The 25,732-nt window shown below is 74.1% G+C and carries 29 protein-coding genes and 1 tRNA gene; 11 read left to right on the top strand and 19 right to left on the bottom strand.

The window, feature by feature from the left end; genetic code table 11:
- Positions 1–98 precede the first annotated feature (98 nt).
- Positions 99–716 (top strand): hypothetical protein, encoded by a 618-nt coding sequence (locus GCU56_RS22680; protein WP_163484460.1) that lies wholly within the window; start codon positions 99–101, stop codon positions 714–716.
- A gap of 60 nt (positions 717–776) precedes the next feature.
- Here the strand turns inward: GCU56_RS22680 and GCU56_RS22675 are convergent, their stop codons facing one another.
- From GCU56_RS22675 to GCU56_RS22665, 3 genes are all read right to left on the bottom strand, one after another.
- Positions 777–1,475 (bottom strand): response regulator, encoded by a 699-nt coding sequence (locus GCU56_RS22675; protein WP_163484459.1) that lies wholly within the window; start codon positions 1,473–1,475, stop codon positions 777–779.
- A 242-nt stretch (positions 1,476–1,717) separates the two neighbouring features.
- Positions 1,718–2,239: a class I SAM-dependent methyltransferase gene (locus GCU56_RS22670; RefSeq protein ID WP_163484458.1), complete on the bottom strand. Its 522-nt coding sequence runs from the start codon at positions 2,237–2,239 to the stop codon at positions 1,718–1,720.
- On the bottom strand, positions 2,239–3,021 hold the full coding sequence (locus GCU56_RS22665) for an isocitrate lyase/PEP mutase family protein (RefSeq protein WP_163484457.1): 783 nt from the start codon (positions 3,019–3,021) through the stop codon (positions 2,239–2,241). Before GCU56_RS22665 ends, GCU56_RS22670 begins: the two co-directional genes overlap by 1 nt.
- A gap of 161 nt (positions 3,022–3,182) precedes the next feature.
- Here GCU56_RS22665 and GCU56_RS22660 point away from each other — a divergent pair, with 161 nt between their 5' ends.
- Positions 3,183–3,476, top strand: a complete 294-nt coding sequence (locus tag GCU56_RS22660) for a flagellar FlbD family protein (protein ID WP_163484456.1) — start codon at positions 3,183–3,185, stop codon at positions 3,474–3,476.
- A gap of 17 nt (positions 3,477–3,493) precedes the next feature.
- Here the strand turns inward: GCU56_RS22660 and GCU56_RS22655 are convergent, their stop codons facing one another.
- The 4 genes from GCU56_RS22655 to GCU56_RS22640 all read right to left on the bottom strand — a co-directional run bounded on the left by GCU56_RS22655 (position 3,494) and on the right by GCU56_RS22640 (position 6,728).
- A complete protein-coding gene (locus GCU56_RS22655; RefSeq protein ID WP_163484455.1) occupies positions 3,494–3,751 on the bottom strand; it encodes a hypothetical protein in 258 nt (85 codons plus the stop codon).
- Positions 3,732–4,346, bottom strand: a complete 615-nt coding sequence (locus GCU56_RS22650; RefSeq protein ID WP_163484454.1) for a hypothetical protein — start codon at positions 4,344–4,346, stop codon at positions 3,732–3,734. Before GCU56_RS22650 ends, GCU56_RS22655 begins: the two co-directional genes overlap by 20 nt.
- 188 nt (positions 4,347–4,534) lie before the next feature.
- The gene (locus GCU56_RS22645; RefSeq protein ID WP_345772020.1) at positions 4,535–5,359 is read right to left on the bottom strand and encodes a phosphotransferase; all 825 of its coding nucleotides are present in this window, start codon (positions 5,357–5,359) and stop codon (positions 4,535–4,537) included.
- A gap of 250 nt (positions 5,360–5,609) precedes the next feature.
- Complete coding sequence (locus GCU56_RS22640) at positions 5,610–6,728, bottom strand: EamA family transporter (protein ID WP_204332687.1); 1,119 nt, start codon at positions 6,726–6,728, stop codon at positions 5,610–5,612.
- Between the two features lie 70 nt (positions 6,729–6,798).
- On the opposite strand from GCU56_RS22640, the gene GCU56_RS22635 reads away from it, so the two are divergent.
- Both GCU56_RS22635 and GCU56_RS22630 read left to right on the top strand, forming a co-directional pair.
- On the top strand, positions 6,799–7,680 hold the full coding sequence (locus GCU56_RS22635; protein WP_163484452.1) for a LysR family transcriptional regulator: 882 nt from the start codon (positions 6,799–6,801) through the stop codon (positions 7,678–7,680).
- Between the two features lie 460 nt (positions 7,681–8,140).
- A complete protein-coding gene (locus GCU56_RS22630) occupies positions 8,141–8,413 on the top strand; it encodes a GlsB/YeaQ/YmgE family stress response membrane protein (RefSeq protein ID WP_163484451.1) in 273 nt (90 codons plus the stop codon).
- A gap of 335 nt (positions 8,414–8,748) precedes the next feature.
- Here GCU56_RS22630 and GCU56_RS22625 read toward each other — a convergent pair whose 3' ends face one another.
- From GCU56_RS22625 to GCU56_RS22595, 7 genes are all read right to left on the bottom strand, one after another.
- Positions 8,749–9,564, bottom strand: coding sequence for a methyltransferase domain-containing protein (locus tag GCU56_RS22625; protein WP_163484450.1), 816 nt, complete (start codon positions 9,562–9,564; stop codon positions 8,749–8,751).
- A 344-nt stretch (positions 9,565–9,908) separates the two neighbouring features.
- Positions 9,909–10,706 (bottom strand): ANTAR domain-containing protein, encoded by a 798-nt coding sequence (locus GCU56_RS22620; RefSeq protein ID WP_204332686.1) that lies wholly within the window; start codon positions 10,704–10,706, stop codon positions 9,909–9,911.
- A gap of 284 nt (positions 10,707–10,990) precedes the next feature.
- A complete protein-coding gene (locus GCU56_RS22615; protein WP_163484449.1) occupies positions 10,991–11,302 on the bottom strand; it encodes a hypothetical protein in 312 nt (103 codons plus the stop codon).
- Between the two features lie 95 nt (positions 11,303–11,397).
- Positions 11,398–11,470 (bottom strand) — tRNA-Ala (locus GCU56_RS22610).
- Between the two features lie 82 nt (positions 11,471–11,552).
- Positions 11,553–11,966, bottom strand: a complete 414-nt coding sequence (locus GCU56_RS22605; protein WP_163484448.1) for a VOC family protein — start codon at positions 11,964–11,966, stop codon at positions 11,553–11,555.
- Positions 11,967–11,986: 20 nt separating this feature from the next.
- Positions 11,987–12,400 (bottom strand): AraC family transcriptional regulator, encoded by a 414-nt coding sequence (locus GCU56_RS22600; RefSeq protein ID WP_345772019.1) that lies wholly within the window; start codon positions 12,398–12,400, stop codon positions 11,987–11,989.
- A 36-nt stretch (positions 12,401–12,436) separates the two neighbouring features.
- A complete protein-coding gene (locus GCU56_RS22595; RefSeq protein ID WP_239522743.1) occupies positions 12,437–13,096 on the bottom strand; it encodes a M23 family metallopeptidase in 660 nt (219 codons plus the stop codon).
- A 550-nt stretch (positions 13,097–13,646) separates the two neighbouring features.
- Between GCU56_RS22595 and GCU56_RS22590 the strand changes: the two genes are divergently transcribed.
- The 4 genes from GCU56_RS22590 to GCU56_RS22575 are packed head-to-tail and all read left to right on the top strand — an operon-like array spanning position 13,647 to position 17,989.
- Entirely contained in the window at positions 13,647–15,248 is a 1,602-nt protein-coding gene (locus GCU56_RS22590; RefSeq protein WP_163484445.1) for a mannitol dehydrogenase family protein, read from the top strand.
- 26 nt (positions 15,249–15,274) lie between these two features.
- A complete protein-coding gene (locus GCU56_RS22585; protein WP_239522742.1) occupies positions 15,275–16,057 on the top strand; it encodes an HAD family hydrolase in 783 nt (260 codons plus the stop codon).
- Positions 16,054–17,184 carry a CDP-glycerol glycerophosphotransferase family protein gene (locus tag GCU56_RS22580; protein WP_163484443.1) on the top strand — a complete coding sequence of 377 codons (1,131 nt, stop codon included), beginning with the start codon at positions 16,054–16,056 and terminating at the stop codon, positions 17,182–17,184. Before GCU56_RS22585 ends, GCU56_RS22580 begins: the two co-directional genes overlap by 4 nt.
- Positions 17,174–17,989, top strand: coding sequence for a phosphocholine cytidylyltransferase family protein (locus GCU56_RS22575; RefSeq protein WP_345772018.1), 816 nt, complete (start codon positions 17,174–17,176; stop codon positions 17,987–17,989). The genes GCU56_RS22580 and GCU56_RS22575 overlap by 11 nt, the downstream gene beginning before the upstream one ends.
- A 50-nt stretch (positions 17,990–18,039) precedes the next feature.
- Here GCU56_RS22575 and GCU56_RS22570 read toward each other — a convergent pair whose 3' ends face one another.
- The 5 genes from GCU56_RS22570 to GCU56_RS22550 are packed head-to-tail and all read right to left on the bottom strand — an operon-like array spanning position 18,040 to position 23,025.
- The gene (locus tag GCU56_RS22570; protein WP_163484442.1) at positions 18,040–19,107 is read right to left on the bottom strand and encodes a hypothetical protein; all 1,068 of its coding nucleotides are present in this window, start codon (positions 19,105–19,107) and stop codon (positions 18,040–18,042) included.
- Complete coding sequence (locus tag GCU56_RS22565; RefSeq protein WP_163484441.1) at positions 19,107–19,766, bottom strand: SCO family protein; 660 nt, start codon at positions 19,764–19,766, stop codon at positions 19,107–19,109. The genes GCU56_RS22570 and GCU56_RS22565 overlap by 1 nt, the downstream gene beginning before the upstream one ends.
- Entirely contained in the window at positions 19,763–20,542 is a 780-nt protein-coding gene (locus GCU56_RS22560; protein WP_163484440.1) for a DUF1775 domain-containing protein, read from the bottom strand. Before GCU56_RS22560 ends, GCU56_RS22565 begins: the two co-directional genes overlap by 4 nt.
- Positions 20,543–20,572: 30 nt before the next feature.
- Positions 20,573–22,384 (bottom strand): copper resistance CopC family protein, encoded by a 1,812-nt coding sequence (locus GCU56_RS22555; protein ID WP_163484439.1) that lies wholly within the window; start codon positions 22,382–22,384, stop codon positions 20,573–20,575.
- Positions 22,381–23,025 carry a zf-HC2 domain-containing protein gene (locus GCU56_RS22550; RefSeq protein ID WP_163484438.1) on the bottom strand — a complete coding sequence of 215 codons (645 nt, stop codon included), beginning with the start codon at positions 23,023–23,025 and terminating at the stop codon, positions 22,381–22,383. Before GCU56_RS22550 ends, GCU56_RS22555 begins: the two co-directional genes overlap by 4 nt.
- An 86-nt stretch (positions 23,026–23,111) precedes the next feature.
- Between GCU56_RS22550 and GCU56_RS22545 the strand changes: the two genes are divergently transcribed.
- From GCU56_RS22545 to GCU56_RS22535, 3 genes are all read left to right on the top strand, one after another.
- Positions 23,112–23,660 (top strand): sigma-70 family RNA polymerase sigma factor, encoded by a 549-nt coding sequence (locus tag GCU56_RS22545; protein WP_163484437.1) that lies wholly within the window; start codon positions 23,112–23,114, stop codon positions 23,658–23,660.
- Positions 23,661–23,764: 104 nt separating this feature from the next.
- On the top strand, positions 23,765–24,382 hold the full coding sequence (locus tag GCU56_RS22540) for a DUF47 family protein (protein WP_163484436.1): 618 nt from the start codon (positions 23,765–23,767) through the stop codon (positions 24,380–24,382).
- Positions 24,383–24,388: 6 nt separating this feature from the next.
- Positions 24,389–25,390 (top strand): inorganic phosphate transporter, encoded by a 1,002-nt coding sequence (locus tag GCU56_RS22535; protein WP_163484435.1) that lies wholly within the window; start codon positions 24,389–24,391, stop codon positions 25,388–25,390.
- Positions 25,391–25,732: the final 342 nt, after the last annotated feature.

The raw sequence follows: 25,732 nt of genomic DNA, 5'->3' as shown, positions 1-25,732 counted from the left end.
GTCTACGGCGCCCCCGCACTCCTCGCCGGCTGGCTCCTGCTCACCATCTGGCGACCCACCACCACCACCGACGACGACACCACCGAGGAGGACGAGAAGTGACCACCACCCGCCGCGTCCTGGCCCTGACCACCCTGACCCTGGCGCTCGTCCTCGGCACCGGCGTCGCCGCCAACGCCACCTTCGACACCACCAGGACCCTGCCCCAGAGCTCGGTCCAGACCATGAAGGTCGCGCCGCCCACGAACCTGGCGGTGAGCGCGCCCTGCACGGTCACCACGACCAGGTACACGACGTCGACCACGAGGGCCGCCGACGGGACCGTGGTGAGCGGGCCGACCACGTCGGCGCCCTCCTACTCGTACGCCGCGACCTCGACGCCGGTCACCAGCAACTCCTCCACGACCGCGCCGCCGACCCTCAACGACGACGGGACCACCACCACGGTCACCACGACGGAGAGCCAGCGGACGTCCATGGCGCCGAGGGTCACGTGGACGGCCAGCACGACCACCCGCGGGGTCACCGGCTACGTCCTCTCGGTCCCGAACATGGGCCAGGGCCCCATGTCCTTCCAGGTCGGCAACGTGACCACCTTCTCGACCGACCCGCTGTGGATCGACCAGAACTACACGATCCCCGTCTCGGCCGTCACGACCACGGCCTACCGGTGGACCAGCACCGCCACCACGGTGTTCTTCAGGACCTGCGTCTGACCGCACAGCACAGCGGGCCCGGACCTCGATGAGGTCCGGGCCCGCTGTGCTGTCGGGGTCTCAGGCGACGAGGCGGTAGCCGACCCCCCGCACGGTGCGGATCTCCGGCGAGGACAGGCCGGCGGCCTGGAGCTTGCGGCGCAGGTTGGACATGTGCGCCTCGACGAGGCGGACGCTGCCCTCCCAGTCGGTCTGCCACACCTCGCGCAGCAAGGTCTCCCGCTGCAGCACGCGGCCGGGGCGGGAGGCCAGGGCGGCGAGCAGGTCGAACTCGGTCCGGGTCAGGTCGACGACCGCGCCGTCCACCCGCACCTCGCGGCTGTCCTCGTCCACCTCGAGCTCGGCCAGCCGGACCACGGACTCCTCGACGGGAGCCGGGCGGGGTGCCGGGACGCGCGGACGGCGGAGCATCGCCTGGACGCGGGCGACGAGCTCGCGGGGCGAGAAGGGCTTGGCCATGTACCCGTCGGCGCCGACGGCGAGGCCGATCAGGAGGTCGACCTCCTCGGCGCGGGCGGTGAGCATGAGGACGTAGCACTCACTCTCGGCGCGGATCTGCCGGCACACCTCCGTGCCGTCGGCGTCGGGCAGCCCCAGGTCGAGGATGACGACGTCGGGCGCCGCGCGCCGGATCTCGGCGAGCGCCTCGGCGCCGGACCCGACGGCACGGACGTCGACGCCAGCCTTGCGCAGGACGGTGCAGACCAGTTCCCTGATCTCCTCGGTGTCCTCCACGACGAGCACGGACTGCTCGGGCACGACCTCTCCTCCTCCCGGTCGGGATGACCGATGGTGGCGACGGACTCCCGTCACCTGACCGGGTGATCGACGCCCCGCGGACCGGCCTTGAGCCAGCGCCGGACCGCTCACCCCACGGGGTGAGGCGGCGTGCGGTCCCCCACCGCACACCCGGGGTCGCCGGCGCTCGCCGACCCGGCCCCCTACGGTCCTCGCCGTCGTCTGCCTGCTGCTCGCCCTCCGGGTGACCGGGCGGGCCGCCACTACCGGTCGCCGCGTGCCAGCTCCACCGCGACCGACTCCATCGGAGTCGTGGCCCCCCGGTGGACCGCTCGGACGTCGAGTCCCCGTCGGCCCGCCAGCCGGGTCACCGCGGCCACGACCGGCCGATCGGCGCCCGGCCCCATGACGGAGAAGGCGACGACGACGCGCCCACCAGGTGCCAGCACCCGCGAGACGACGTCCCAGGTGCCGTCCGCGTCGGCGTCCCAGAAAGCCCGCACGTTCACCGCGACCACCGCGTCGAACGGCAGCTCGCCGAGGTCGGCCTCGCGCAGGGTGGCCGCGGCCAGGCGCACCCGTCCGGCGTCCAGGGCGGCCCGGTTGCGCCGGGTGGCCGCGGCCACCATCGTCGCCGACCGGTCGACGCCCAGCACCTCTCCCGCCCGCTCGGCCAGGAGGCCGACCAGCACGCCGTGACCGCAGCCGACCTCCAGGACCCGCTCCCCCGGGCGCGGCTCGACGATGCCGGCAGCCCACGACAGCCGGTTCGAGGCCGCTGCCATCAGCTCAGCGTGCGGGTGCCCGGCGGGAGGACGCCTCCCGCGGCCAACTCGGCGGCGGTGTCCTGGAGCGCCGTGAGCGCCACCCGCTGGGGGAACGGCCCGGTGGAGACGCGGGCGACCCCGAGCTCCTGCAGCTCGCGCACCGACGGCGACCGCCCGGGGACGGCGATCACCGACAGCCGGCCGCGCCCGAGGCCGTCGACGAGGGCGGCGATCTCCTCCCGGTTCACCGCACCGGGCACGAAGACCACCGGTGCGCCCGCGTCGAGGTACGCGCGACCACGCTGCACCGCCTCCCGGACCACCGCGGCACGGTCGGCGCCGGGCTCGGCGCGCAGCAGGACGTCGGTGCGGGCGTTCAGGACGAAGTCGATGCCGGCGGCGCGGCCGGCCGCGAGCACCGCCTCGACCGCGGTGACCGCGTCGTCCAGGGGCCGTGCGGCGTCCTCGAGGTTGCCGCCGACGACGCCCTTCTCGATGGCCCGCCGCGTGGTGTCACCCGGATCGCCGTAGCCGGCCTCCATGTCCATGCTCACCGGCAGGTCCACGGCGGCGGTGATCCGGCCGACCATGTCCAGGTGCAGGTCCAGCGGGATGTGCTCGCCGTCCTCGTAGCCGAAGGTGGCGGCGATGGCGTGACTGGCCGTGGCCAGTGCCCGCACGCCTGGTGTCGCGGCGACCACCCGCGCGGAGACGACGTCCCAGACGTTGGTCAGCACGAGGACGTCCGGCGCGGTGTGCAGGTCGAGGAGGGTGCGGGCCTGGCCGGCGAGATCGGGCATGGCGCCGAACCTAGGACAACCGGCCCGGCCCGGGTGCTCACCCGATCGGGGCGGGCACCGTGGCCGGGCTCAAGGGTGGGCCGGTGACCGCCGAAGACGTGGATGCCTGAACACGGAAGGCGCCGCCGGGGCCCGATGCCCCGCCCAGCAGGAGGACCGCCATGATCGGTCTCACCCGCCGCACCGGCGAGCAGTGCCGCCTCGACCCCGACACCATCGAGCGTGTCGAGGCGCACCCCGACACCGTCGTCTTCCTCACCGACGGCGCGAAGTACAGCGTGTGCGAGAGCGTCGACCAGATCATCCGCCGGATCCGCGACGACCGCGCCGGCGTGATCGCCGCCTGCTACGTGCTCGACCGCGGCGAGGACGCCGACCCGATGGGCCTGGGCCGCGCCACCCTCACGGCGGAGGCACACGCCCCGGCTCCGGTCATCCCCCTCCGCCGGCACTGATCGCGCCCCCTCGGCGGTCAGTCCTGCCGTGCGTCCCGCGGCCGGCAGGCCACCGACAGGACGTAGTCGAACCAGGGCTGTCCACCGCTGGTGGGGAGCAGGACGGGGCCGACGAGGACCTCCGTGTCCCAGTCCGGCACCCCTGCACCCGTGCGGGCCGCCTCGTGGGCGATCTCGGCCCGGAGCCCGGTGAGGGCGCTCCGCACGTCGGGATAGGGCAGCGCGATGGCCGAGGAGTACCAGGCCAGCGCCCGGTCAGCGGTCGGTGCCGCCACGCTGCACCCCCGTGAAGACGAACTCGAGCGTGCTGGAGGCGTTCTGGAAGCCGTTGCCGGCCTCGTCCGGCAACAGCACGCGCGCCCGCAGGTGGTCCAGCCCGCCGGGCGCGAGGCTCGCGGCACCGATCAGCGGCTGGTCCATCACGACGGGTCCGGCGTAGAAGGTCGTGACGTCACCGGCGCACGAGTAGCCGGCGCCCGCGACGTCCCAGGAGTCGTCGCAGGACTCGAGGACCAGCTGGAGTCCGTCCACCGCGTCGCTGTCGAGCAGGCTGGACGTGGTCGCCCGCAGCTCCAGTTCCATCGACGACAGCGGTGACGTGCCGGTGTTCACCAGGTCCACGACCACCTGGTACTCGTCGCCGGGAACCCACCCGCCGGTGACGAAGGGCACCGTGGCCCGGTTCGCCGCCGCCGACAGCGCGATCTCGACGACGCCACTGCCGACCGTGGTCCCGACCGGGGTCGTGCTGTCGGTGAACGTCCCGAAGGTGCCGAGCCCGGCCACGGCAGCGGCCGTGGCGACCACGGCGATCGAGCCGATGGTCGCCGCGGCGGCCCGCCGCGGCTCGCGGCTGGTCGAAGTCCTCACGTCGTGGTCCCCTCCGGGTCCGTGTCGGCGGACTGCCCGCCGACCCACGACCCGACTGTGGGCGGCCAGCCGCACGCCCCCCGCCACCTCACCGCAAGGCTCCCGCAAGAAGCCGGTCGCCTGGCGCCGGGTGCCGGGTGCCTGGCCGCCCCGTCCCCGTGGGCCGGCGCGGACCCTGGCCCTCGGCCTCAGCCGGTCTCCGGCCGCCGCCAGGAGGCCGCGGGTCTGGCCTCCACCTCGCACGCGGACCTCTCCAGCTGCTCGGCCTGCCGGCGGAGCGCCACGTACCTCGGCTCGCCACCGGCGGCGAGCCGGTGGATGACCGCCGCGTTGATGCGGGCCCGGGCGGCGACGACGGCGCCGAAGTCCTTCCGGTCCCCGTCGAAGCCGTAGGCGTCCAGGAGCAGGTGCAGGCGCCGGGACCGGTCACCCACCGGGATCGAGGCGTGCGGCCACCCCCCACCCGGAGCCAGGAGCGGCACCCACAGCAGCGCGGCGTAGGCGAGGTCCAGCTCCCGCGACGACGGCCCTGCCGTGTCCCAGTCGACGAAGCCGACGAGCTCGCCGTCGCGCCAGACCGCGTTGTAGGGCGCGACGTCGTGGTGACCGATGACCAGCCCGGGCCGCCAGGGGCGACCGGAGGACCACGTCGCGTCCGCCGGGGGGCGGAAGTGGGCCGTCAGGTCGTGCAGCCGGCGCAGCCAGGTCCCCACCTCGAGCAGGGTCGCGTCCGCGTGCACCCAGGCCGGCCAGGGCAGGAGCTCGCCGACCGTCTCCCCCTCGAGGAAGGTGAGCACCTCCCGCCCCTGGTCGTCGAAGCCGAGGACCCGGGGCGCTCCGGCGAGACCCGCCTCCTCCAGGTACCGCAGCACCGCGTGCACCGCGGGCGTCCACGGGCGCACCGGGCGGTGCACGGTGTCGCCGATGCGCACCACTCCGGCGGTCGTCCGGCCGCCACCCAGCAGCACCCCGTCGGCCGCCTCCGCGGACGGCCCGTGCCCGGGTGCGCTCACCATCCACCCCGTCCGCCGTCGAGGGACCGGTCCCGGCTCGGTGCGCTCGGAGCCCAGGCACCAGGCTGGCCTCCCCGATGCCGGACGGCAACGGGAATCCGCGGCTCCCCGGCGGGGGCACGTCCGCGCGCATCCAGGAGGGCCGCTCGCGCGGAAGAGGCTGGGTGCGACGACTGTCCGACCGCCAACGCTGGGTCATCCAGCCGCTGCTCGAGGCCGGCCTCGACCTGGAGGAGATCGGGAACCTGGTCTACCGGTTGGCCTTCGACGACATCACCCTCGACCACCGGCCGGCGCCGGCGGGCATCGGCTCCCCGGTCTCCGACCAGTCGGTCGACGTCCAGTCGGCGTGGCTGGAGTCGATCTGCCGGATGACCAGGTCGGACGCGGGCAGCACGGCGCCTCCGGTGACCTGACCCCACCCCTCACGAGGCCGGGCCGGCTGCGCCGACGTCCCTCCCGGACCGCCGCCGCAGCCGGGCCGCCTCTGCCCGGGAGGGCGGCGGGTGGTGGCGACGGCGCCGGCGTTGGCGAGCACGACCACGGCGATGCCGACCCACTCGTGCGCGGCCAGTACCTGACCGAGCAGGACCATGCCGACCAGCGCGGCGAGCACGGGGTGGACGCTCATGAAGACCCCGAAGAACCGCGGCGGGACGACCCGGAGGGCGGTCAGGTCGGCGGCGTAGGGGACGACGGACGACAGCACCCCGGCGGCGACGGCGTAGCCCAGCGGTGCGCCGGCGAACCGGCCGTCCCTGATGAGCAGGACCAGCACGGGCAGACAGGCGAGCGCGCACACCGTGGCGGCGACGGCCGGGGCCTGCAGCCCGGGCAGGCGGGCGCCGGCGACGCGGTTGAGCCCGATGTAGGCCGCCCAGCAGGCGGCGGCCACCAGGCCCAGCCCGAGCCCGAGGTGGTCGCTGGTGGGACCGGGGAGGACCAGCACGTAGACGCCCACCGCGGCAGCGCTCGCGAGGAGCAGATCCCGGAGGGAGCGGGAACCGGCGAGCGCGACCGCGAGGGGGCCGAGGAACTCGAGCGTCACCGCCAGCCCCAAGCCGATGCGGTCGATCGCCGTGTAGAGCGACAGGTTCATGCAGCCGAACACCGCCGCCAGCAGCAGGACCGGCCACCACTGTGACCAGGCCATCTGCCGCAGCGGCGGACGGGCGACCGGCAGCAGGATCGCGGCGGCCACCACCTGACGCACCGCGACCACACCGGCGGGGCCGACCACCCCGAAGGCGTGGGCGCCGAGACCCGCGCCGACCTGGTTGCTGAGCGCGCTGCTCAGCAACGTCGGCACGCCGCGGAGTCGCGACCGCCCGGCCGGCTGCGTGCTGGTCCCGCTCGTCTGCCCGGTCACCTGGCCGAGTATCAGCAGATCCTGTTGATGAGTGAAATGTCAGACACGCGTGCAGCGATACGCTCGGCGTATGGACGTTGAAGTACGGCACCTGCGGGCCCTGCTGGCGGTCGTGGACGCCGGCACGTTCACGGGGGCCGGCGCGACGCTCGAGGTGTCGCAGGCCTCGGTGTCGCGGACCGTTGCTGCGTTGGAACGCGCGCTCGGCGCCCGGGTCCTGCAGCGGACGACCCGCGAGGTCTCGCTGACCGCGGTCGGGGCGCGTGTCGTCGGGCACGCTCGGCGAGTCCTCGAGGAGGTCGCCGCGATCGAGCGGGCCGCCGACGAGACCCGCGGCGACGTGCGGGTCGGCTTCGCCTGGGCGGCGCTCGGCCGGCACACCACCGCGGTGCAGCGGCACTGGTCCGAGAGCCATCCCGGGTCGTCGCTGGTCTTCGTCCAGTCCATCACCCCCACCGCGGGGCTGACCGAGGGCAGCGCGGACGTCAGCGTGCTGCGTCGCCCGGTCAGCGACGCGCGCCTGCGCACCGCCCTGCTCGGTGTCGAGCGGCGCTACGCCGCCGTCGCCGCCGACGACCCGCTGGCCCGCCGTCGCAGCCTGAGCCTCAACGACTTCGCCGGCCGCACCGTCGCGGTCGACAGCCTCACCGGTTCCACCACGGAGGAGTTGTGGACCCCGTCGTCGGCGCCCGGCGCCACACGGACGGTCCGGGGGGTCGACGAATGGCTCACCGTCATCGCCGCCGGCCAGGCCCTCGGCGTCACCGCCGAGGCCACCGCCGCCCAGCACCCGCGCCCCGGCGTCGTCTACCGGCCGGTCCGCGACGCACCGCCGGTCCCGGTGTGGCTCGCCTGGTGGGCCGACAGTCCCCCACCGGACGTGGAGGCGCTCCTGCAACTCATGTGCGAGCAGTACGCGCGCAGCACACCTCGCCCTGCCCGGAGGCGCTGACTCCCCTGCCGTGACGGCGGCCGGGCTGCCGATCGACGCCTGCTCGTCTCGGGTTCGAGTGACCTCCCCGTCGCCTGGTCACGTCGCCGGCGCACCGACGTGGGACGCCGACCAGGACCGCCGGGAGTCCGACGCCCGCCCCTCGGCGCTCGTGCCCGTTCTCCTCCACGGCCCCCAGCTCGTACGGGACCTCGGCCAGGGAGCCGGCCTCGGGGACGTCGCCCACGTCCTCGTTCAGCGCGTGCGCCAGCACGATGGACTCGCCAGGGGTGGGCGCAACCGGCGCGGCGCGCGGACGGGCAGGCCTCGCCTCCATCCGCGCGTGGTCGGAGCTGCCCAGTTCGAGCCGGATGCGCGACGATGCACGTCTCGGCCGGCCCGAGCCCTCGGTTAGGGCGACGGCCATCACGGGGTAGAGCAGACGCGATCGATCACTGGACCTCGAACGGAAGGCGTCATCGTGGAGATCATCGGAGTTCTCATCGCCGGCCTCATCATCGGACTGCTCGGCAAGTTCGTCGCCCCGGGCGACCGGGACAACATCCCGCTCTGGCTGACCGTGCTGTGCGGCATCGCCGGGGTGCTGATCGGCTACTACGCCGCCGCTGCTCTCGGGGTCGATGCGACCGACGGCATCGACTGGATCCGGTGGATCATCAGCATCATCGTCGCGGCCGTGCTCGTCGTCATCGCGGCGACCGTGACCGGACGGCGGACCGGCCGCCGGATCTGACCCCGCGCCCGTCACCACCCGGGCGCACGAGCTGCCGCACAGGCCGGGCGGGGACGGCGGGCGGGTCCCCGACGGGGCCCTCCTCCGTCCCCTCCGGTCCTGGTGGTACGCATCTCCGGCCAGGAGGTGCGCACGGGACGCCCCGTGGCGGACGCGCCCGCGGGTCTGACATGCGGCTCGTCGCCGAGCCGCCGGTGGTCGCGGCGGCGCGCGACGGACATCAGCCGCCCTCCCGTGACGACGGCGTCGGCCCGCCGACTCCCTGCCCCCAGCACGGGCTCACGGAGGCTCCGGAGCGATCCGATGAGCTGCGTAGCCGCGCAGGCGCCGAGGGGTCATCCCGGCCGACGGGTGAACCGCAGCAAGCGGTACTCGACCAGCCCGGCGAGGTGGGACTGCTGCAGGGCGTCCCCCCCGACCAGCGCCTGGGCCCAGGGTGAGCGCCGTCGCAGGCCGCGGAGGACCGGTCGGGCGAGCCTGATCAGCCGGTCCCGCGGCCGCCCGAGGCGCTGCAGCGGCGAGAGGTCCACCGAACGCACCAGATCGAGTCCAGCGCCACCCGCGAGCCGTGCCGCCTCCGTCACCGAGACCAGGGACGAGACGTTCCAGCCAGACCGGAAGTCCTCGAGTCGGCTGTCGGCCGCCGTCGAGACGAGCACGTCGTCGATGACGACGAGCACGCCTCCAGGGCGGAGCGCACGAGCCGCCTCCCGGAAGAACGCGGCCGCTGAGGCGGCGTGGACGAACGCCTCGATGGCGAACGCCAGGTCGAAGCCGGTCACGTCCGCCGGGAGGCTGGTGAAGTCAGCCTCCCGGAACGCGACGCTGCCCAGCAGTGCAGGAGCGCGCGCGGCGTACCGCTCGGCGAGCGGGATCTGCTCCGGACTGATCGAGATGCCGAGCACCTCGACCGGCCGACGCTCAGCGAGGTACAGCGCGGCGGTGCCCACGCCGCAGCCGAGGTCGAGGACGCGCCGGTCCTCGGGTCGGAGCTCGCCGAACACCAGTGCGTGCGCATGGTGGGCGGCGGCCGACCGGCTCGTGACGCCCGGACCCCAGAGCTCGCGGTGGATGGTGCGCTGGCTGCCGGCCAGCAGGAACTTCCTGGTGTTCGCGTCGTAGTACCGCCGGACGCCCTCGCTCGCGGTCACTGCCACACCTCCGATGGCGCCACGGCGACCAGTGTGGAGGACCGTCGCGGCGGTCGGACCGGTGCGAGCGCGGCCGACCGCCGTCGAAGAGCACCGTCGACCAGACGGGGCCGGCGGACTGCCACCACGACTGGACCGGAGACGACGCAGGCCGCTCGATCGAACGGGTCGAGCCAGGCTCATGCGTGACAACCTCGCGACACTGCAGCGGGGACTGGACTGCGAGGGATGACGGCGTCACATGGACCGACCACGAGCCAGTTCAGGAGTCACCGACCCCGACATGCCCCCATGGCAGCGACAGGTGGGCCCTCGGGTCGAAGGCGGTGCCCTCGTCAGGTCACTCAGTTGCGCTGACCGCCGAAATCGGTCACTCCGTCGACGATCGCCTGCGCGATGTCGCGCAGTCTGCGGTTGGACCGCTGCGAAGCGGCCGCGAGGTGGGCAAAGGCCTCCTCGGCGTCGCAGCGGCGCTGGCTCATCAGGATGCCCTTGGCCTGTTCGATGACGGCCCGCGTCTTCATGGCCATGTCCAGGTGATGGGCCTGGTCGCAGGTGCTCGCGTAGAGGTGCATGTTGTGCACCGCCACGGCGGCATAGGAGGCGAACGTGCGGCTGGACTGTCGCGCTCCGTCGTCGAACCGATGGGCCTCGACCGCGTAGAGGTTCAGGCCGCCATGGATGCCCTCTCGCACCGGCAGGGGGACGGAGAGGGAGCTCAAGGAGCCGTGCTCGACAGCTGCCTGGGCGTAACCGGGCCAGCGGGTCTCCCGGCGAGCGTCGGTGATCTCGCGCAGCTCCTCGCCGACGGCCGCTTCCAGGCAGGGGCCGTAGCCGCGGCCGTACTGGGTCTCGTCGAGGTCAAGGGCCAATCGGCCGGTGTAGGCGGCGGTGTGTGCCTTGTCGTTGGCGATGAGGGTCACCGAGGCGTCGGCGACGCCACGGATCAGCTCCTTGGCCAGTTCGGCGATGCGCTGCAGCATCGCGTCCATCGTCGTGGTGTCGAAGGCAAGCCGAGCCAGTTCGGCGACCGCGTCCCGCGGATCGGAGACCGGTCGGGCAGGGGGATGCGCGCTGGTCATTGTGCCGGCCCCGTCCGATGGGCCGAAGGCGAGAGGCATCTCGACGACGGAGCTGTGCACCCTCAAGATCGAGGGCAGCTCGTCGGATCGCTGTTCGAGCCGGCGGAGCCTGACCCGAACACGCTGGAAGCCAGCGACTCCGAGTGTGGCCAACCTACCCCCTCCGTCGACCCGCCCGCCCAGCCACCCCAGCGACCTCGCGACCGCCCTGGACCTCGGAGAGACCCGCGCCGTCCTGGAGGCGGCAGAGCGCCTCCGCAACCCCGCGCTCTGGACCGTCGCCCTCGCGCTCGGTCTGCGGCAGTCCGAGGTGCTGGCGCTGCAGTGGAAGGACATCGACCTGATCACGGGCACGCTGACGGTCCGGCGCAGCATCCACCGCGTCCCCCGGCGGTGGGCTGATCCACGAGGAGCCCAAGACCCGACTCAGCCAGCGCACCCGCGCCCTGCCACTGCCCCTGGTCGCGGAACTGCACCGGCACAAGGCCGTCCAGAACGGCGAACGGATGCTGGCCGGCGCCGAGTGGCACGACGAGGACCTCGTCCTCACCCAGGTCAACGGTCGGCCGATCGACGAGAAGACCGACTACGACGACTGGACGGGTCTGCTCCAGTTCGCCGGCGTCCGGCACGCCCGGCTGCACGACGGCCGGCACTGCTGCCAGGTGAGGAGTGGGCGGACTGCGACCACAACTGCAACCAGGGACGACGCAGGCCGTCCTCCAGCAGGAGGACGGCCTGGTCATCGGGGTGGAGCTGAGGGGACTCGAACCCCTGACCCCCACACTGCCAGTGTGGTGCGCTACCAGCTGCGCCACAGCCCCGGACCGGCCCGGTCTGGTGCGTCCGAGCCGGGTGCAACTGTACAGGGGCGTACCCGAGGGCCGGCGCAGGGGTGGGGGCGGGTCAGCCCTGCTTCATCTGGGCGATGCGGATGTGGTTGCCGAAGGGGTCGCGGAGGCCGAAGTCGATGCCGTAGGGCTGGTCGACGGGCTCCTCGGTGATCTCCACGCCCTTGGCCTTGAGCTCGGCATGGGTCTTGTAGGCGTCGTCGCAGGCGAAGAACAGGTGCCCCCCGGCGACGCCCTTGGCGATCGCCTCGCGCACCTGGGCGGCGGTCTCCTCGCTCATGGACGGCGCCCCCGGCTTCTCCAGGAGGACGGCACGGTCGGGCTGACCAGGCAGGTTCACGGTGAGCCAGCGCATAGGACCGAAGTCCATGTCGGACTGGACCTCGAAGCCGAGCTTGCCGACGTAGAAGTCGAGCGCCTGGTCCTGGTCGGGGACGTAGATCTGGGTGATGGTGATCGCGGTGAGCATGGGCAGAACGCTAGGGACCGTCACTCCCCCGGTGCTTCTCCGAAACTGCTCGGTCTGGCCCACCGCATCGCGAAGCAGGTCGGCACCGGCGGCAACGGGCCGCGCTGCCGGTACACCGAGGGTGGCTCACCGACGATGTCGCGGAACACCCGGCTGAACGTCCCGAGGCTGCTGAAGCCGACGTCCATGCAGATGTCGGTCACGCTCCGGTCGGTCGAGCGCAGCAGGAACATGGCCCGCTCCACCCGGCGCCGCTGCAGGTACCGGTTTGGCGTCTCGCCGAACGTCGCGCGGAAGGTGCGGATGAAGTGCGCCGGCGACACGTGCGCGATGCGCGCCAGCCCGGGGACGTCGAGGTCCTCGGCATAGGCGCGGTCCATGGCGTCACGGGCCCGCAGCAGCCGCCGGTTGGCGTCCTCGGTCCCCGTCGTCACGGGCGGCATCCCACCACGACCGGCCGGCGCCCCGGATCAGATGTCGACGCCGCGCTCGCGCAGCCACGGCAGGGGGTTCACCCGCTCGCCGTTCATGCCGCCCTCGTGCACCTCGAAGTGGAGGTGCGGCCCGGTCGACTGACCGCGGTTGCCCAGCAGCGCGATGGTCTCCCCCGCCTCCACGTACTGCCCGGGCTCGACGAGGATCTCGTCCATGTGCCCGTACACGGTGACGTCGCCGTTGTCGTGCAGCACGTAGACGGCGAGCCCGAACCCGCTCGCCGACCCGGCCCGCAGGACGACGCCGTCCACGGCCGCGTACTCCGGCGTGCGCATCGGGGCGGCGAGGTCGATGCCGTAGTGGAAGGTGCCCCAGCGCCCGCCGTAACCGCTGGTCAGCCGGGCGCCGTCGACCGGCAGCACGGCACGGGGACGGGCCGCCTCGCGCGCCGCCTCGGCCGCCTCCGCCTCCGCCTGTGCCCGCGCCGCCCGCGACGCGGCGACCTCCTCGAGCCGGGCCTCGGCCTCGGCCACCGAGATGGAGGCCTGCGGGAGGAGCTCCTCGTCCTCGTAACCGCCCAGCAGCTCCTGCTGGGCGGCCAGCACCGACGTCGGCTCGGCGGCGGCGTCGGACGCGCCGGTCACGCCGGTGACCCCGGCGATCAGCCCACCGGCCACCAGGGCCGCGAGCAGCATCGGGCCGCGACGGGGCCCGGAGTTCGAGCGACGGCTGGGACCGGCAGCCGGGAGAGCCTGGGTCGGGGCAGCGACCGAGCGGTCTCCCGAGGTCGTAGCGCGACGCCGTCCGGCCATGCACCTACCCGTCTCATGGGGGGAAGAAAGCCCGGAGCCGGGCCCGATGGGGTGCACTGATCCAAACACTCCGTGACGCTTCCGTGACCACCTGTTCGGCGCGTCGGACACGACTCGCCGTGTGGCCTGCCCCACACGTCCCATGGAGCACGGACCGCGGGCCCCGTGTGATCAGCGTCCCGTTTGGAACTGCCGGGTTCCGGCTAGGAACACCACCCGGCGTGAAACCGCTCGCGCCTGACCCTCCCTTCGGGTACCGCCAACCGTCGTCGGGCACCCAGACTGGTCGGATCGGGCTCCGCCGTGTAGTCATGAGCGGACGCTGCACCACCCGTTGCCCCTGACGCCGACCGACGGTGTCGACCGGGGACGGACCAGGACGCTGCCAGGGGGATCGACCGCACCATCCGCATGGAGAAAGGGCAGATGCCGCATGACGAGGCCGGAGCGTCTCCCAGGCGTACGAGCACTGTCCCGCTCGACTCCACTCCCCGCTCCGCCCGCGTCCACCGACGACCGTCCCGGCGCCCTCGTCATCCGGCCGCTCAGCCAGCAGACCCTGCAGAGCCACGGCGCCCGCCTGCTCGTACCGACCTACGACCGGTCGGCGCTGACGCCGGCGGTCGTGCACCTCAGCGTCGGCGGTTTCTCCCGGTCCCACCAGCTCACCTACTTCGACGAGCTCGCGGAGCGACGCCTCTCGACGGGCTGGGGCGTGGTCGGGGTGGGCCTGCGGCACCGCACCATGCAGGAGGCCCTGGCCCCGCAGGACCACCTCTACACCGTCGTCGAGCGCAGCCCCGACGGAGAGCGTGCCCGCGTCGTCGGCGTCCTGGTCGACTACCTGTTCGCCCCGGACGCGCCCGCGGCCGTGCTCGCCCGGCTGACCGACCCACGGACGCGGATGGTCACCCTCACGATCACCGGCGCCGGGTACCGGCTGGACCCGCACTCCGGGGAGTTCGACCCCACCGACGCCGACGTGCTCCGGGACCTGGCCCAGCCGCACGCGCCGACCACCGCCTTCGGCTACCTCGTGGAGGCCCTCGACCGGCGCCGCCGGGCCGGCGTGGCCCCGTTCACCGTCGTCTCCTGCGACAACATGCACCGCAACGGGGAGGCCACCCGTGCCGCGGTCGTCGGTCTGGCGCGGCAGCGGGACGAGGTGCTCGCCCGCTGGATCACCGACCGGGTCGCCTTCCCGAGCAGCATGGTCGACCGGATCACGCCGCAGACGGCACCGGAGGAGCGCGCCGCGGTCGCGGAGCGCTACGGCGTCGACGACCGGTGGCCGGTGATCACCGAGCCTTTCTCGCAGTGGTTCATCGAGGACACCTTCAGCAACGGCCGACCGCCGCTGGAGGAGGTCGGCGTGCGCTTCGTGTCCGACGTCGGGGACTACGAGCTGATGAAGACGCGGCTGCTCAACGCCAGCCACTCCGCCCTCGGGTACCTCGGCTCGCTGGCCGGCCACACCCGGATGGACGAGCTCATGGCCGACCCGGTCTTCGCCGAGTACGTCGCCCGGCTGATGGACGACGAGGTCACGCCCCTGCTGCCGCAGCCCGACGGCGTCGACCTCGCCGAGTACAAGCGCACCCTGCTGCAGCGCTTCGCCAACCCGGCGATCGCCGACGGACTGCCCCGGCTGTGCCGGCGCGGGTCGACCAAGCTGCCGCACCACCTGCTGCCCTCGCTGCGCCAGGCCCTGGCCGAGGGCCGGCCGACGCGGCTGCTGACCCTCGCCGTCGCCGGCTGGTGCCGGTACCTGCGCGGCACCGACCCGGCCGGCCGGCCGGTGCCGATGGAGGACCCCCGCGCCGAGCAGCTGCAGGCGCTCGCGCTGGCCGGCGGGGCCGACCCGCGGCCACTGCTCTCCGTGCGGTCGGTCTTCGGCGACCTCGCCGACCTGCCCGACTTCGTCGACGACCTCGGCCGGACGCTGCGCCACCTCGACCGGCTCGGCGCCCGGGTCACCGTGGCCGCCGCCCTGGCCGACGTCCCGGCGGCTCGTGCCGTCCCTCTGCCCCGATGACCACGCACCCCGGAGGAACCGACCCGATGCCCGCCCTCCCCGAGCCGCTGACGACCCGGCTCGAGGCCCTGCTCTGCGACGCCGACGGCAACCTGTTCCCGTCGGAGGAGCCGGCGTTCGTCGCCTCCGCCGAGGTGACCAACCGCTTCCTGGCCGAGCTCGGGAGCGAGCAGCGCTTCACCGCCGAGCAGCTGCGCCTGGCCACCACGGGCATGAACTTCCGGACGACGTCGCGCCGGCTGGCCGCCGAGGCGGGACACCCCGACGCGGACGTCGAGCCCTGGGTCGCCGAGGAGAAGCGCGCGGTCACCGCCCACCTGGGCGCCACCCTGACGCCGCACCCGCAGACCAGTGACGCCCTCACGTCCCTGGCGGCGCACCTGCGACTGGCCGCGGTGAGCTCCAGCGCGCTCATCCGGCTGGCCGCCTGCTTCACCGCCACCGGGCTGGACGAGCTCATCCCGCCCGCGGTGCGGTTCAGCGCGGAGGACTCGCTGCCGGTGCCCACGAGCAAGCCCGACCCCGCCGTGTACCTGCACGCGTGCGACCGGCTCGGCATCGCTCCCGAGACCGGGCTGGCGGTCGAGGACTCCGTCCCGGGCGCCCTGTCCGCCGTCCGCGCCGGCTGCCCCACCGTGGGCAACCTGCTCTTCGTGCCGGAGGCGGAGCGGGCCGAGCGGGCCGCCGCCCTGACCGACGCCGGCGTCCTGGTGGTCGTGGAGTCGTGGCAGCAGCTGGCCGACCTGCTGCTGCCGGTCCTCACCCGCCGGGCGACCGGTGAGCTGCTGCCGATCGGAGGAGCGCAGTGAACATCGTGTACGTGGCCTTCCGGGGTCACTTCGCCGACAGTCCGCGGGCGCTCTACGAGGCGCTCCGTGCGCGCGGGATCGACGCCGACCACACGTGGCTGTCCGCGCCGCACACCCAGGCCACGTTCCCCGACGACGTTCCCACCGTGACCTTCGGCAGCCCCGAGTCCGTCGCGGCGCTCGAGGCGGCCGACGTGGTCATCTCCAACGACCACATCCCGCTGGACTGGGAGAAGCGACCGGGCGCCACGTACCTGCAGACCTGGCACGGCACCCCGCTCAAGCGCATCCACAACGACGTCCGGTGGGCGCCCGAGGGTCGGCTGGCCTACCTGGAGCACGACATCGCCCGCTGGGACCTGCTGCTGTCCCCCAACCCGGCCAGCACCGAGCGGCTGCGGCGGGCCTTCGGCTACCGCGGGCCGATCCACGAGACCGGTTACCCCCGCAACGACGTCCTCAGCAGTCCACGCCGGGCCGAGATCCGGGCACGGGTGCGCGCCGACCTCGGCATCACCGACGAGCAGACCGTCGTCCTGTACACGCCGACCTGGCGGGACGACCTGGTGTTCGAGAAGACCGGGCCGCGGGACTTCGAGTTCCCCGTCGACCTCGACGAGTTCACCGCCCGGCTGGGCCGCGACCACGTCCTGCTGCTGCGGCTGCACAACATGGTCATGGACCGGCTCGAGCTGGTCGAGGGGTCGGCCGTCCGGGACGTCTGCGGGCACCCGGACATCGGTGACCTGTACCTCGCCGCCGACGCGATGGTCACCGACTACTCGTCGACGATGTTCGACTTCGCCGTCACCGGCAAGCCGATGCTGTTCTTCACCTACGACCTGGCGTACTTCCGCGACGACCTGCGGGGGTTCTACTTCGACCTCGAGGAGGTCGCGCCCGGTCCGCTGGTGTCGACCAGCAAGGAGCTGGTCGAGGCGATCGCCGACCTCGACGCGGTGACCGCCGAGCACGCGGAGCGCTACGCCCGCTTCCGCGAGACCTTCAGCTCCCTGGAGGACGGGCACGCCACCGAGCGCGTCCTCGACCTGCTCTTCCCGTCGGACCCATCCGCCGGAACCACCACCGCCGCCACGACCCGAGGAGGGGACGACAGTGCTCGCTGACCGCACCACGACCGCACACCTGAGCCTGACCACCACACTGGCCGCGGCCCCCACCCCGGAGCGCCGGACCGCACCTGTCCAGGTCGTCATCCTCGCCGCCGGCATGGGTACCCGGCTGGGCCGTCCCTGGCCCAAGCCGCTCACCCCGCTGCACGACGGCCGGAGCATCATGCAGCGCCAGCTCGACGGGCTGCGCGCCGTCCTGGGGCCGTCGGTCGACGTGACCGTCGTCGTCGGGTTCAAGGCGAAGCGGATCATGCAGGCGGTGCCGGACGTGCGGTTCGCCTACAACCCCGACTTCGCCGTCACCAACACCTCGCAGAGCCTGCTCCGCGCGCTGCGCACCTCGCACGAGGGCGGCGTCCTGTGGCTCAACGGGGACGTGGTCTTCGACCCCGCGGTGCTCGAGGCCGCCCTGCCGGCCCTGCAGGCCGACCACAGCTTCGTCTGCGTCGACACCTCCACCGTCGCCGACGAGGAGGTCAAGTACACCCTCGACGCCGAGGGCTGCATCGCCGAGCTGTCCAAGACCGTCGTCGGCGGTCTCGGCGAGGCCGTCGGGATCAACTACGTGTCGGCGGCCGACAAGCCCGTGCTGATCGAGCACCTGGCCGCCTGCGCTCCCCAGGACTACTTCGAGCGCGGCATCGAGACGGCGATCCTCGCCGAGGGGCTGCGGTTCACACCGCTGGACATCTCCCGCTTCTCCGCCGTCGAGGTGGACTTCGAGACCGATCTGGACCGGGCCAACGAGCTGTTCTCCGGCCGCGGGCACCTGCACCCCGTGGCCGCCGGCCCCGCCTGACAGAGGCCCTCTGCCCCTCGCGAGCTCGCGGGGGACCCTGCGGGGGCCGCTCAGGTCACGGGCTGCGGCTCCCCGACGCGCGGCTGCGCGCGCCGGGGACCGTCGGGTTCCCGGAACCGGCGGGCGGCGGCGACGCCGCCCACCACGCAGCCGGCGCCGAGGGCGACCAGCACCGCGACGGCGGCACGGGCCGGCAGTGCCGGCCCGGCCGAGAGCACGTGCGCCGTCCACAGCACGTCCACGTCGGGCAGGCCCTGCACCAGCAGCAGCCACCCCAGCACGACGGCCAGCAGGCCGGTCATCGCCCCCCGGCCACGGCGCGCAGCGACGAAGCCGAGGACGGCGACGACGGCGGCGGTCAGTCCCGGGAGCAGCGCCGACAGGATCGCGCCGGTGTGCGACGAGACGCTCACCGGCGGCTCCGGCGTGGCCAGCGCGTGCCACAGCGCGGCGGCGCCGCCGACCAGCAGCAGCCAGCCCAGCGGCCGGGGCCCCCGGGCCAGCAGGCCCGCCGCGACCGCAGCCACCGCGAGGGCGGCGTAGGCGGGCCACACCAGCCACGGTGAGGGTGGCGGGCTCCAGGTGAGCTCCCCGCGGACGGCGACGTCCGTGCCGCCGGAGGACAGGGGCACGACCCACTCGGCGACCAGGTGGTCCCGGGTCGGGTCCGCGGCGACAGCGGGGGGCAGCACGCTCTCGCTCATCCAGTGCGTGCGGTGGTCGTGCCAGACGTACTGCGGCTCGGTGGAGACCTGCACCCACTCGGGCTCGGCGGCCGGGTCGGCGTCGTCGGGCAGCGCCACCCGGCCGAAGCGGTCGAGGTTGATGTAGGTGGCCGGGCTGTGCGCGTTCCGCCAGACGCCGTCCGGGCCGATCCGCAGGTAGGGCTCGTCGGAGTACCCCGGCACCTCGACCTCGGTGGCAGTGGCGTTGACCAGCTCGAACTCGTCCCCGAAGGAGAGCACCCGGACCGACACCCCGGGCAGCTCGGGGGTGACCGACAGCACCCGGCCGTCGAAGTCACTGCCCGCGGCGCCGCCGCCGACGTGCGCCCCCGCCGGCCCGGCGACGAGCAGGGTGGCCAGCACCCCGAGGACGACGACGAGGAGCCGGGGCATCACGTCCCGGCCACCAGCTCGAGGTCGGCGGCGATGTCGCGGCTGGTGTTGCCGGCGTCGAAGGCCACGTGTGCCAGGTCGTCGGCGCCGTACAGCAGCAGCAGCGAGGAGTGCAGCCGGCCGGCGTCCTCGGCCAGTGGCACGCCGGCCGCGAGCTGCGCCTGGTCGACGGCCGCCTGGTCGCCGGTCAGCCCCACGTAGCCGACGGGCAGGTCCGCGTCGAACTGGTCGAGGTAGGCGCCCAGGACCTCCGGGGTGTCGAACGCCGGGTCCGTCGTGACGAACACCACCTGCACCTGCTCCGCGAGCTCGGGGGCGAGGCCCCGGAGCGCCACGGTGACGTCGGCCATCGTGGTCGGGCAGATGTCGGGGCAGTTGGTGTAGCCGAAGAACAGCAGCGTGGGGACGCCGGTGGTCGCCGCGGCGAAGTCGTAGGGCTGACCCGCGGTGTCGGTGAGCGTGAAGGAGGGCCGCTGGTAGGGGTCGACCAGGTCGACCCCGGCGTAGCTGTCCTCCGGGCCCTCGACGACCGCGGGGGCGCCGGCCGAGTGGTCGGTGTGCGCCCCGTCCCCGGCGGCGGCCCCTCCCCCGCAGCCGGCCAGTGCCAGTCCGGTCGAGACGGCCAGGGCGGCCAGCCGGCTGCGGCGGAAGGAGGTCACGCAGACACGGTACGACGGCCCGCCCGCCACCCCAGCACGACGCCGCTGATGCCGGTGAGCAGCGCCAGGATCGCCACGAAGAGGGCCGGGGCGCCGGGGCCCGCGGTCCCCGCGGCCTCCGCTGCACCCGCCGTGTCGACGTCGGAGGTCGCCGTGTCGCCGTCCGTGGCCGCCGGCTCGGTGGCGCCGGCCGGCTCGCCGCCGGCGCTGCCGGTGGAGCCGCCGGCCATCGCGAGCACCGGGGCGGGCCGCTCCGGCTCGGGCTGCCCGTCGACGGCCGGCTCGATCCACGCCGCCTCGGTGCCGTCGCTGTAGGTCTGCACCGCCGGGAAGGCCAGCTGACCGGCCTCGGGGAAGGGTCCGCCGGCGAGGGCGAACTCCTGGAACTCACCGGGCCCGATGCCGCCGCCGTCCACCGCCCGGAACTCCACGACCGAGACGTAGGTGGTGATCTCCTCGCCGTGGCTCTCCAGCGGCGTCTGGAGGTCGGAGTCGGTGAGGACCACCGTCCAGCCGGGCACCGGCTGCGCCCGCAGCGAGGCCAGCGCCGAGGACTCCGGGATCGAGATCCGCAGGGCCACCGTGCTGGCGGTGTCGCTCTCGTTGGGCACCCGGAAGGTGAGCTTGCCGAAGCCGCCGGGTGCGGCGTCGGTCGAGGAGACGGTCACGTGCGCCGCCGCCACCCCGGCTCCGGCGACCGCCGCGGCCAGGCCGCTCAGCAGGGCGAGGACGACGACCGCCAGGCGGGCGAGCGGCCGGGGCAGGGAGGTGGACACAGGTCTCCTGTCGGTTCGGGGGTGGGGGGCTCAGCGGACGGGGAAGGTGGTCGCCGCCGTGCTGGCGGTGAACTCGTCGAGCCGGACGGTGACCGCGAGGGTCCAGGTGCCGGGCCCCGGGATGGCCATGCCGTCCCCGACGTAGTGGCCGGGCCCCGCGGGGGCCAGCTCGACGTCCAGGGGCCCGATCTCCTGGCTGGGCTCGGTGAACGTCACCCGGATCTCGACCGGCTGGGTCAGCTGGCCGGCCTCGTCGAAGAGGTAGACGTGCAGCGTGTTGGGGCCCGCGGTCGCGGGGTCCACCGACACCTGCACGCTGCCCTCCGCGCCGGCCGCCGTCTCCAGCGGCACGGTGACGTCGACCGGCTGGGCGACGTCCGAGCGGGCCGGCGGGGTGCCGACGAGCACCGACGACACCCCCAGGACGACCAGCGCGATGGCCAGCTCGACCAGCACCGAACGGCGCAGCGCGGGCCGCTCGGCCGCCGCGGCCCGAGCCTGCACCTCGGCCCGCGCGCCGGCGGCGGACTCGACGGCGGGGTCGACGGCGGCCTCCACCGCGGGGTCGCCGGTCGCGGCGAAGGCGTGCGCGGTCACCCGCCGTCCGCCGGCCGGGCGGGCGCGGTGCACCCCGAGGTGCTGCTGCACCCACACCCGGGAGATGCCGGCGGCCGCGAGCAGGAGCAGCACCAGACCGAGCTTGGCCACCAGCAGCCAGCCGTACGTGGTGGTCACCAGGGCGACCGGCGAGCCCACCTCGCGCACCGACTGGACGACGCCGGTGACCACCAGCGCGGTCACGGATGCGGCGGCCAGCCGGGAGAACGGCGGGAGAGCGCGGGCGAGGTCGGCCGCGGGCGCGTCCTCCCGCAGCACGCCGGCCAGGAGGCCGGTGAGGCCGCCGAGCCACACCGCCATCGCCGCGACGTGCACCGCGGCAGCGGCCACGGCGAGCACCGGCCACTGCCCCGCGACCGGGTGACCGACGGCGGCGACGGCCAGGACCAGCGCTCCGGCCAGGACCGCGCCGGCCACCACGCGGGGCCGGGCCGGCGCCGTCCCGCTGCGCCACACGGGCAGCAGCAGGACCGCCAGGCCGGCGACGAGCACGATCCGGAGCAGGTGGGTGAGCCCGTTGGCCGACGTCACGGTGGAACCGAGCAGCGCCGGGTCGAGGACCGAGCCCAGGCCGCTGCCGGCCGCGTAGGGGCCCTGCAGGAGGAAGGTGAGCGCCGCGCCGGCGGCGACGGCGCCCAGCCCCGCGGTGACCAGCCGGCGCAGCCCGGGTGAGCGCCAGCCGGCCGGCCAGCCCGCCAGGAGCAGGACCGGGATCCCGACGCCGAGCGCCAGCCCGGCGTAGCCGAGCCAGCGGGCCAGCGGCAGCGCCGTCGCCACGACCGGGTCGGTGGCATCGCCGCCGGCGGCGGCTCCGGCGGGCACGAGCTCGCCGTCACCGACGACGAAGGAGTACGCCCCGGAGATCGGGTGCGAGTCGGCGGACACCACGCGGTAGGTCACAAGGTAGCCGTCGTCGGGCAGCCCGCCGCGCAGGGGCACGGTGACCGTGCCGCCGGCGACGGTGGGCGTCCCGGTGTCGGCCCGCTCGCCGTCGGAGGTCAGCACCCGCGCGTACCCGGCCCCGAGGGTGACGCCCTCGCTGAAGCGGAGCTCCACCTGGCCCGGCACCGCGTCCAGCCGGGCACCGTCCGCCGGGTCGGTGGACACCAGCTCGGCGTGCGCCGCGGCCGGCGGTGCGGTCGCGACACCCGCGCTCAGGAAGAACCCCAGCAGGACCAGCAGGAGCAGCGCCGCCGGAGCGCGTCCGGCCGTGCGGCCGGTCATGCCGGCACCCGCCCTCGGGCGAGGGCGGGCACGGCGCGGCGGCGCCGGCCGCGCCAGGCGATGGTGGCGACCAGGGCCACCCCGGAGACCAGCAGCACGTGGGCGACCGCGCGATCGGCGTGCACGTGGCCGGCTCCCAGGTCGCTCACCGTCAGGACGGTGAGCAGGACGCCGAAGGTGCCGAGGAAGGGCAGCGCACCGGCGGCCAGCCGCGGGGCGGCGGCCACGGCGAGGAACGCGGCGGCGATCCCGAGGTTCCAGGCGCCGCTCTCGTGCGCCATGTGCACCGGCGCGCTCATCGCGGCGGCCCCGGTGGACAGCGCGGGCCAGGCGAACCCGGCCTGGGCGACGCCGACGGCCAGCAGGGCGAGGCGCAGCGCCGCCCCGGTCAGGCGGGCGCGGGCCGCGGCCGCCGTCCCCGGCAGCTCCCGGGGCAGCGCACCCAGCACCGCCGCGGTGAGATCCGGCACAGCCGGGGCCGCGGCCAGCCGGGCGCGCCGGGTGACCAGCTCAGCCGCCCGGGCCCACGAGGAGCAGGCCGGGCAGGTGGCCAGGTGGGCGTCGAGATCGCCGACCGGCAGGCCGGGCGACTCGCCGTCGAGCCGCGCGGAGAGCGCCTCGCGGTAGGGGGTGCACTGCATGATGGGGTAGTCGTCGGCCGGGGCCGTCTGGTTCCCCCCACTTTCGGGCGACGCCGCCACGGCGGTTCCCGGGGAGGATGGACGGCGTGGAGGACCTGGAGCGGCTGGCCGCCGCCGCCGTGGAGGGCGACCCCCTCGCCGCGGCCGCCCTCGTGCGCGCCACCCAGTCCGACGTCTGGCGGCTGTGCGCGGCCCTCGGCGACCGGGGTTCGGCCGACGACCTCACCCAGGAGACCTACCTGCGGGCCTTCGGCGCGCTGCACCGCTTCGAGGGCCGATCCTCCCTGCGCACCTGGCTGCTGTCCATCGCCCGGCGGGTCTGCGCGGACGCCATCCGCTCGCGCCGTCGACGCCGGCTGACCCTCGTGCGCGACGACGCGGACCTGGAGTCCCTGGACCGGGCCGACGACCGCGACCGGGTGGGTGAGGGGGCGGTGGTCAACGACCTGCTGACCCGCCTGGACCCCGACCGTCGAGAGGCGTTCGTGCTGACCCAGCTGCTCGGGCTGCCCTACGCGGAGGCCGCCGAGGTGGCCGGCTGCCCGGTCGGCACGATCCGCTCGCGGGTCGCACGCGCCCGCGCCGACCTCGTGGACGCACTCACCGAGGGGGACGCCCACACGGCACGCGCGTGACGGCGGGATGAACGTGCGGTGAACGGGCACCTATGCTGCCCGACGGCCGTACGACCGCCGCGGTGGCGGGCGACCGGACACCCACCGTCGAACCGGAGCCACGCGTGCCCTTCAGCCTGACGCCCAAGGACTCGAGCTTCTACCCGCTGTTCACCGCTTCGGCGCAGAACCTGGTGGCGGCGACCGACGTCCTCAGCGAGTTCATCCACGACCACGCCCGGCGGCCGGAGCTCGCCGAGCAGCTGCGTGAGCTCGAGCACGTCGGCGACCAGTCCACCCACGCGATCTTCCGGCAGCTGAACTCCAGCTTCGTCACGCCGTTCGACCGGGAGGACATCTACAAGCTGGCCAGCGACCTCGACGACGTCATGGACTTCGTCGAGGCGGCCGCGGACCTCGTGATCCTCACCGGCCTGGGCACGCTGCCGGCGGAGATGAGCCAGCAGACGGCGCTGCTGCAGCGGGCCGCCCAGACCACCGCCGAGGCGATGCCCCGGCTGCGCACCATGAAGGACCTCTCCTCGTACTGGATCGAGGTCAACCGGATCGAGAACGAGGCCGACAGGCTGTACCGGCGCCTGCTCTCGCGGCTCTACAGCGGGGAGTTCGACGCGCTGGAGATCCTGAAGCTCAAGGAGGTCGCCGACCAGCTCGAGGAGGCCGCCGACGCCTTCGAGCACGTCGCGAACGTCGTCGAGACGATCACCGTCAAGGAGTCCTGACCACGCATGGACGCGGCCTTCGTCGCCCTCGTCGTCATCATCCTGGTCGCGCTCGCCTTCGACTACACCAACGGGTTCCACGACGCCGCGAACGCGATCGCGGTCGCGGTCTCCACCAAGGCGCTCACGCCGCGCGTGGCACTGGCGCTGGCCGCGGTCATGAACCTGGTCGGGGCGGTGCTGTCCACCGAGGTGGCCAAGACCGTCGGCGAGGGCATCATCGGCCCGCCCCAGGGGGCCGACGGGCTCACGGTCGTCTTCGCGGCCCTCATCGGGGCCATCGTGTGGAACCTGATCACCTGGTGGTTCGGCCTGCCGTCGTCGTCGTCCCACGCGCTCATCGGGGGCCTGGTCGGCGCCGCGCTGGCCGCGGCGCACACCGTCCAGTGGATGGGGGTGTTCGAGAAGGTCGTCGTGCCGATGGTGGTGTCACCGCTGGTCGGCTTCGGTCTGGGCTACCTGTTCATGCTGGCCATCCTCTGGACCTTTCGGAGCGCCCACGTCTCGCGGGCCAACCGCGGCTTCCGGTACGCGCAGATCGTCAGCTCGGCCACGATGGCGCTGGGCCACGGCCTGCAGGACGCGCAGAAGACCATGGGCGTGATCACCCTCGCGCTGTTCACCGCCGGCGAGATCGACGACTTCACCGTGCCGCTGTGGGTGGTCCTGGCCGCGGCCCTGGCGATCAGCGCGGGCACCTATGCCGGCGGCTTCCGCATCATGCGCACGATGGGCCGGCGGATCATCCAGCTGACCCCGGCCGGCGGCTTCGCGGCGCAGACGGTTGCGTCCAGCGTCATGGTCACCACGGCGACCGTCTTCGCCGTCCCGGTGTCCACCACCCACATCACCACCACGTCGATCATGGGGGTCGGGTCGACCCGCCGGCTCTCGGCGGTCCGGTGGGGCGTCGCCGGGAACATCGTGGTGGCCTGGATCGTGACGCTGCCCGCGGCCGGCGCGGTCGCCGCCGTGGCCTACTTCCTCACCGACCTCGTCGTCGGCTGAGGTCCGTCCGGGCCTGCCGACCGGACCGCCCCCTTGGGGGGACCCCCCTGTCGCATATCCCGACCGATCTGGTAGACATATCCCCGTGGCGGCGACGACGGTGCTCCTGGTGGGGCGGATCCACGTCGACCTGCTGCGGGTCTGCACCGCCTGCTGTCCGGGCTGCTGACCCCGCGCGTCCCGCGCCCCTCCCCCGCTCGTCCCGCGCTGTGTCGCGCCCTCCTGCGCGCCCGCGGCCCTCCCCTGGATCCGGAGAAACAGCCCCGTGAAGACCCTCACCCTGCTCGCGCTCGTCGGCCTCGGCGCGCAGCTCGTGGACGGCAGCCTCGGCATGGCCTACGG

This window comes from Geodermatophilus sabuli (assembly GCF_010686765.1).
GTDB lineage: Bacteria > Actinomycetota > Actinomycetes > Mycobacteriales > Geodermatophilaceae > Geodermatophilus > Geodermatophilus sabuli_A.
The sequence above is the reverse complement of the archived record's forward strand: the minus strand, read 5'-3'. Positions and strand labels throughout refer to the sequence as shown.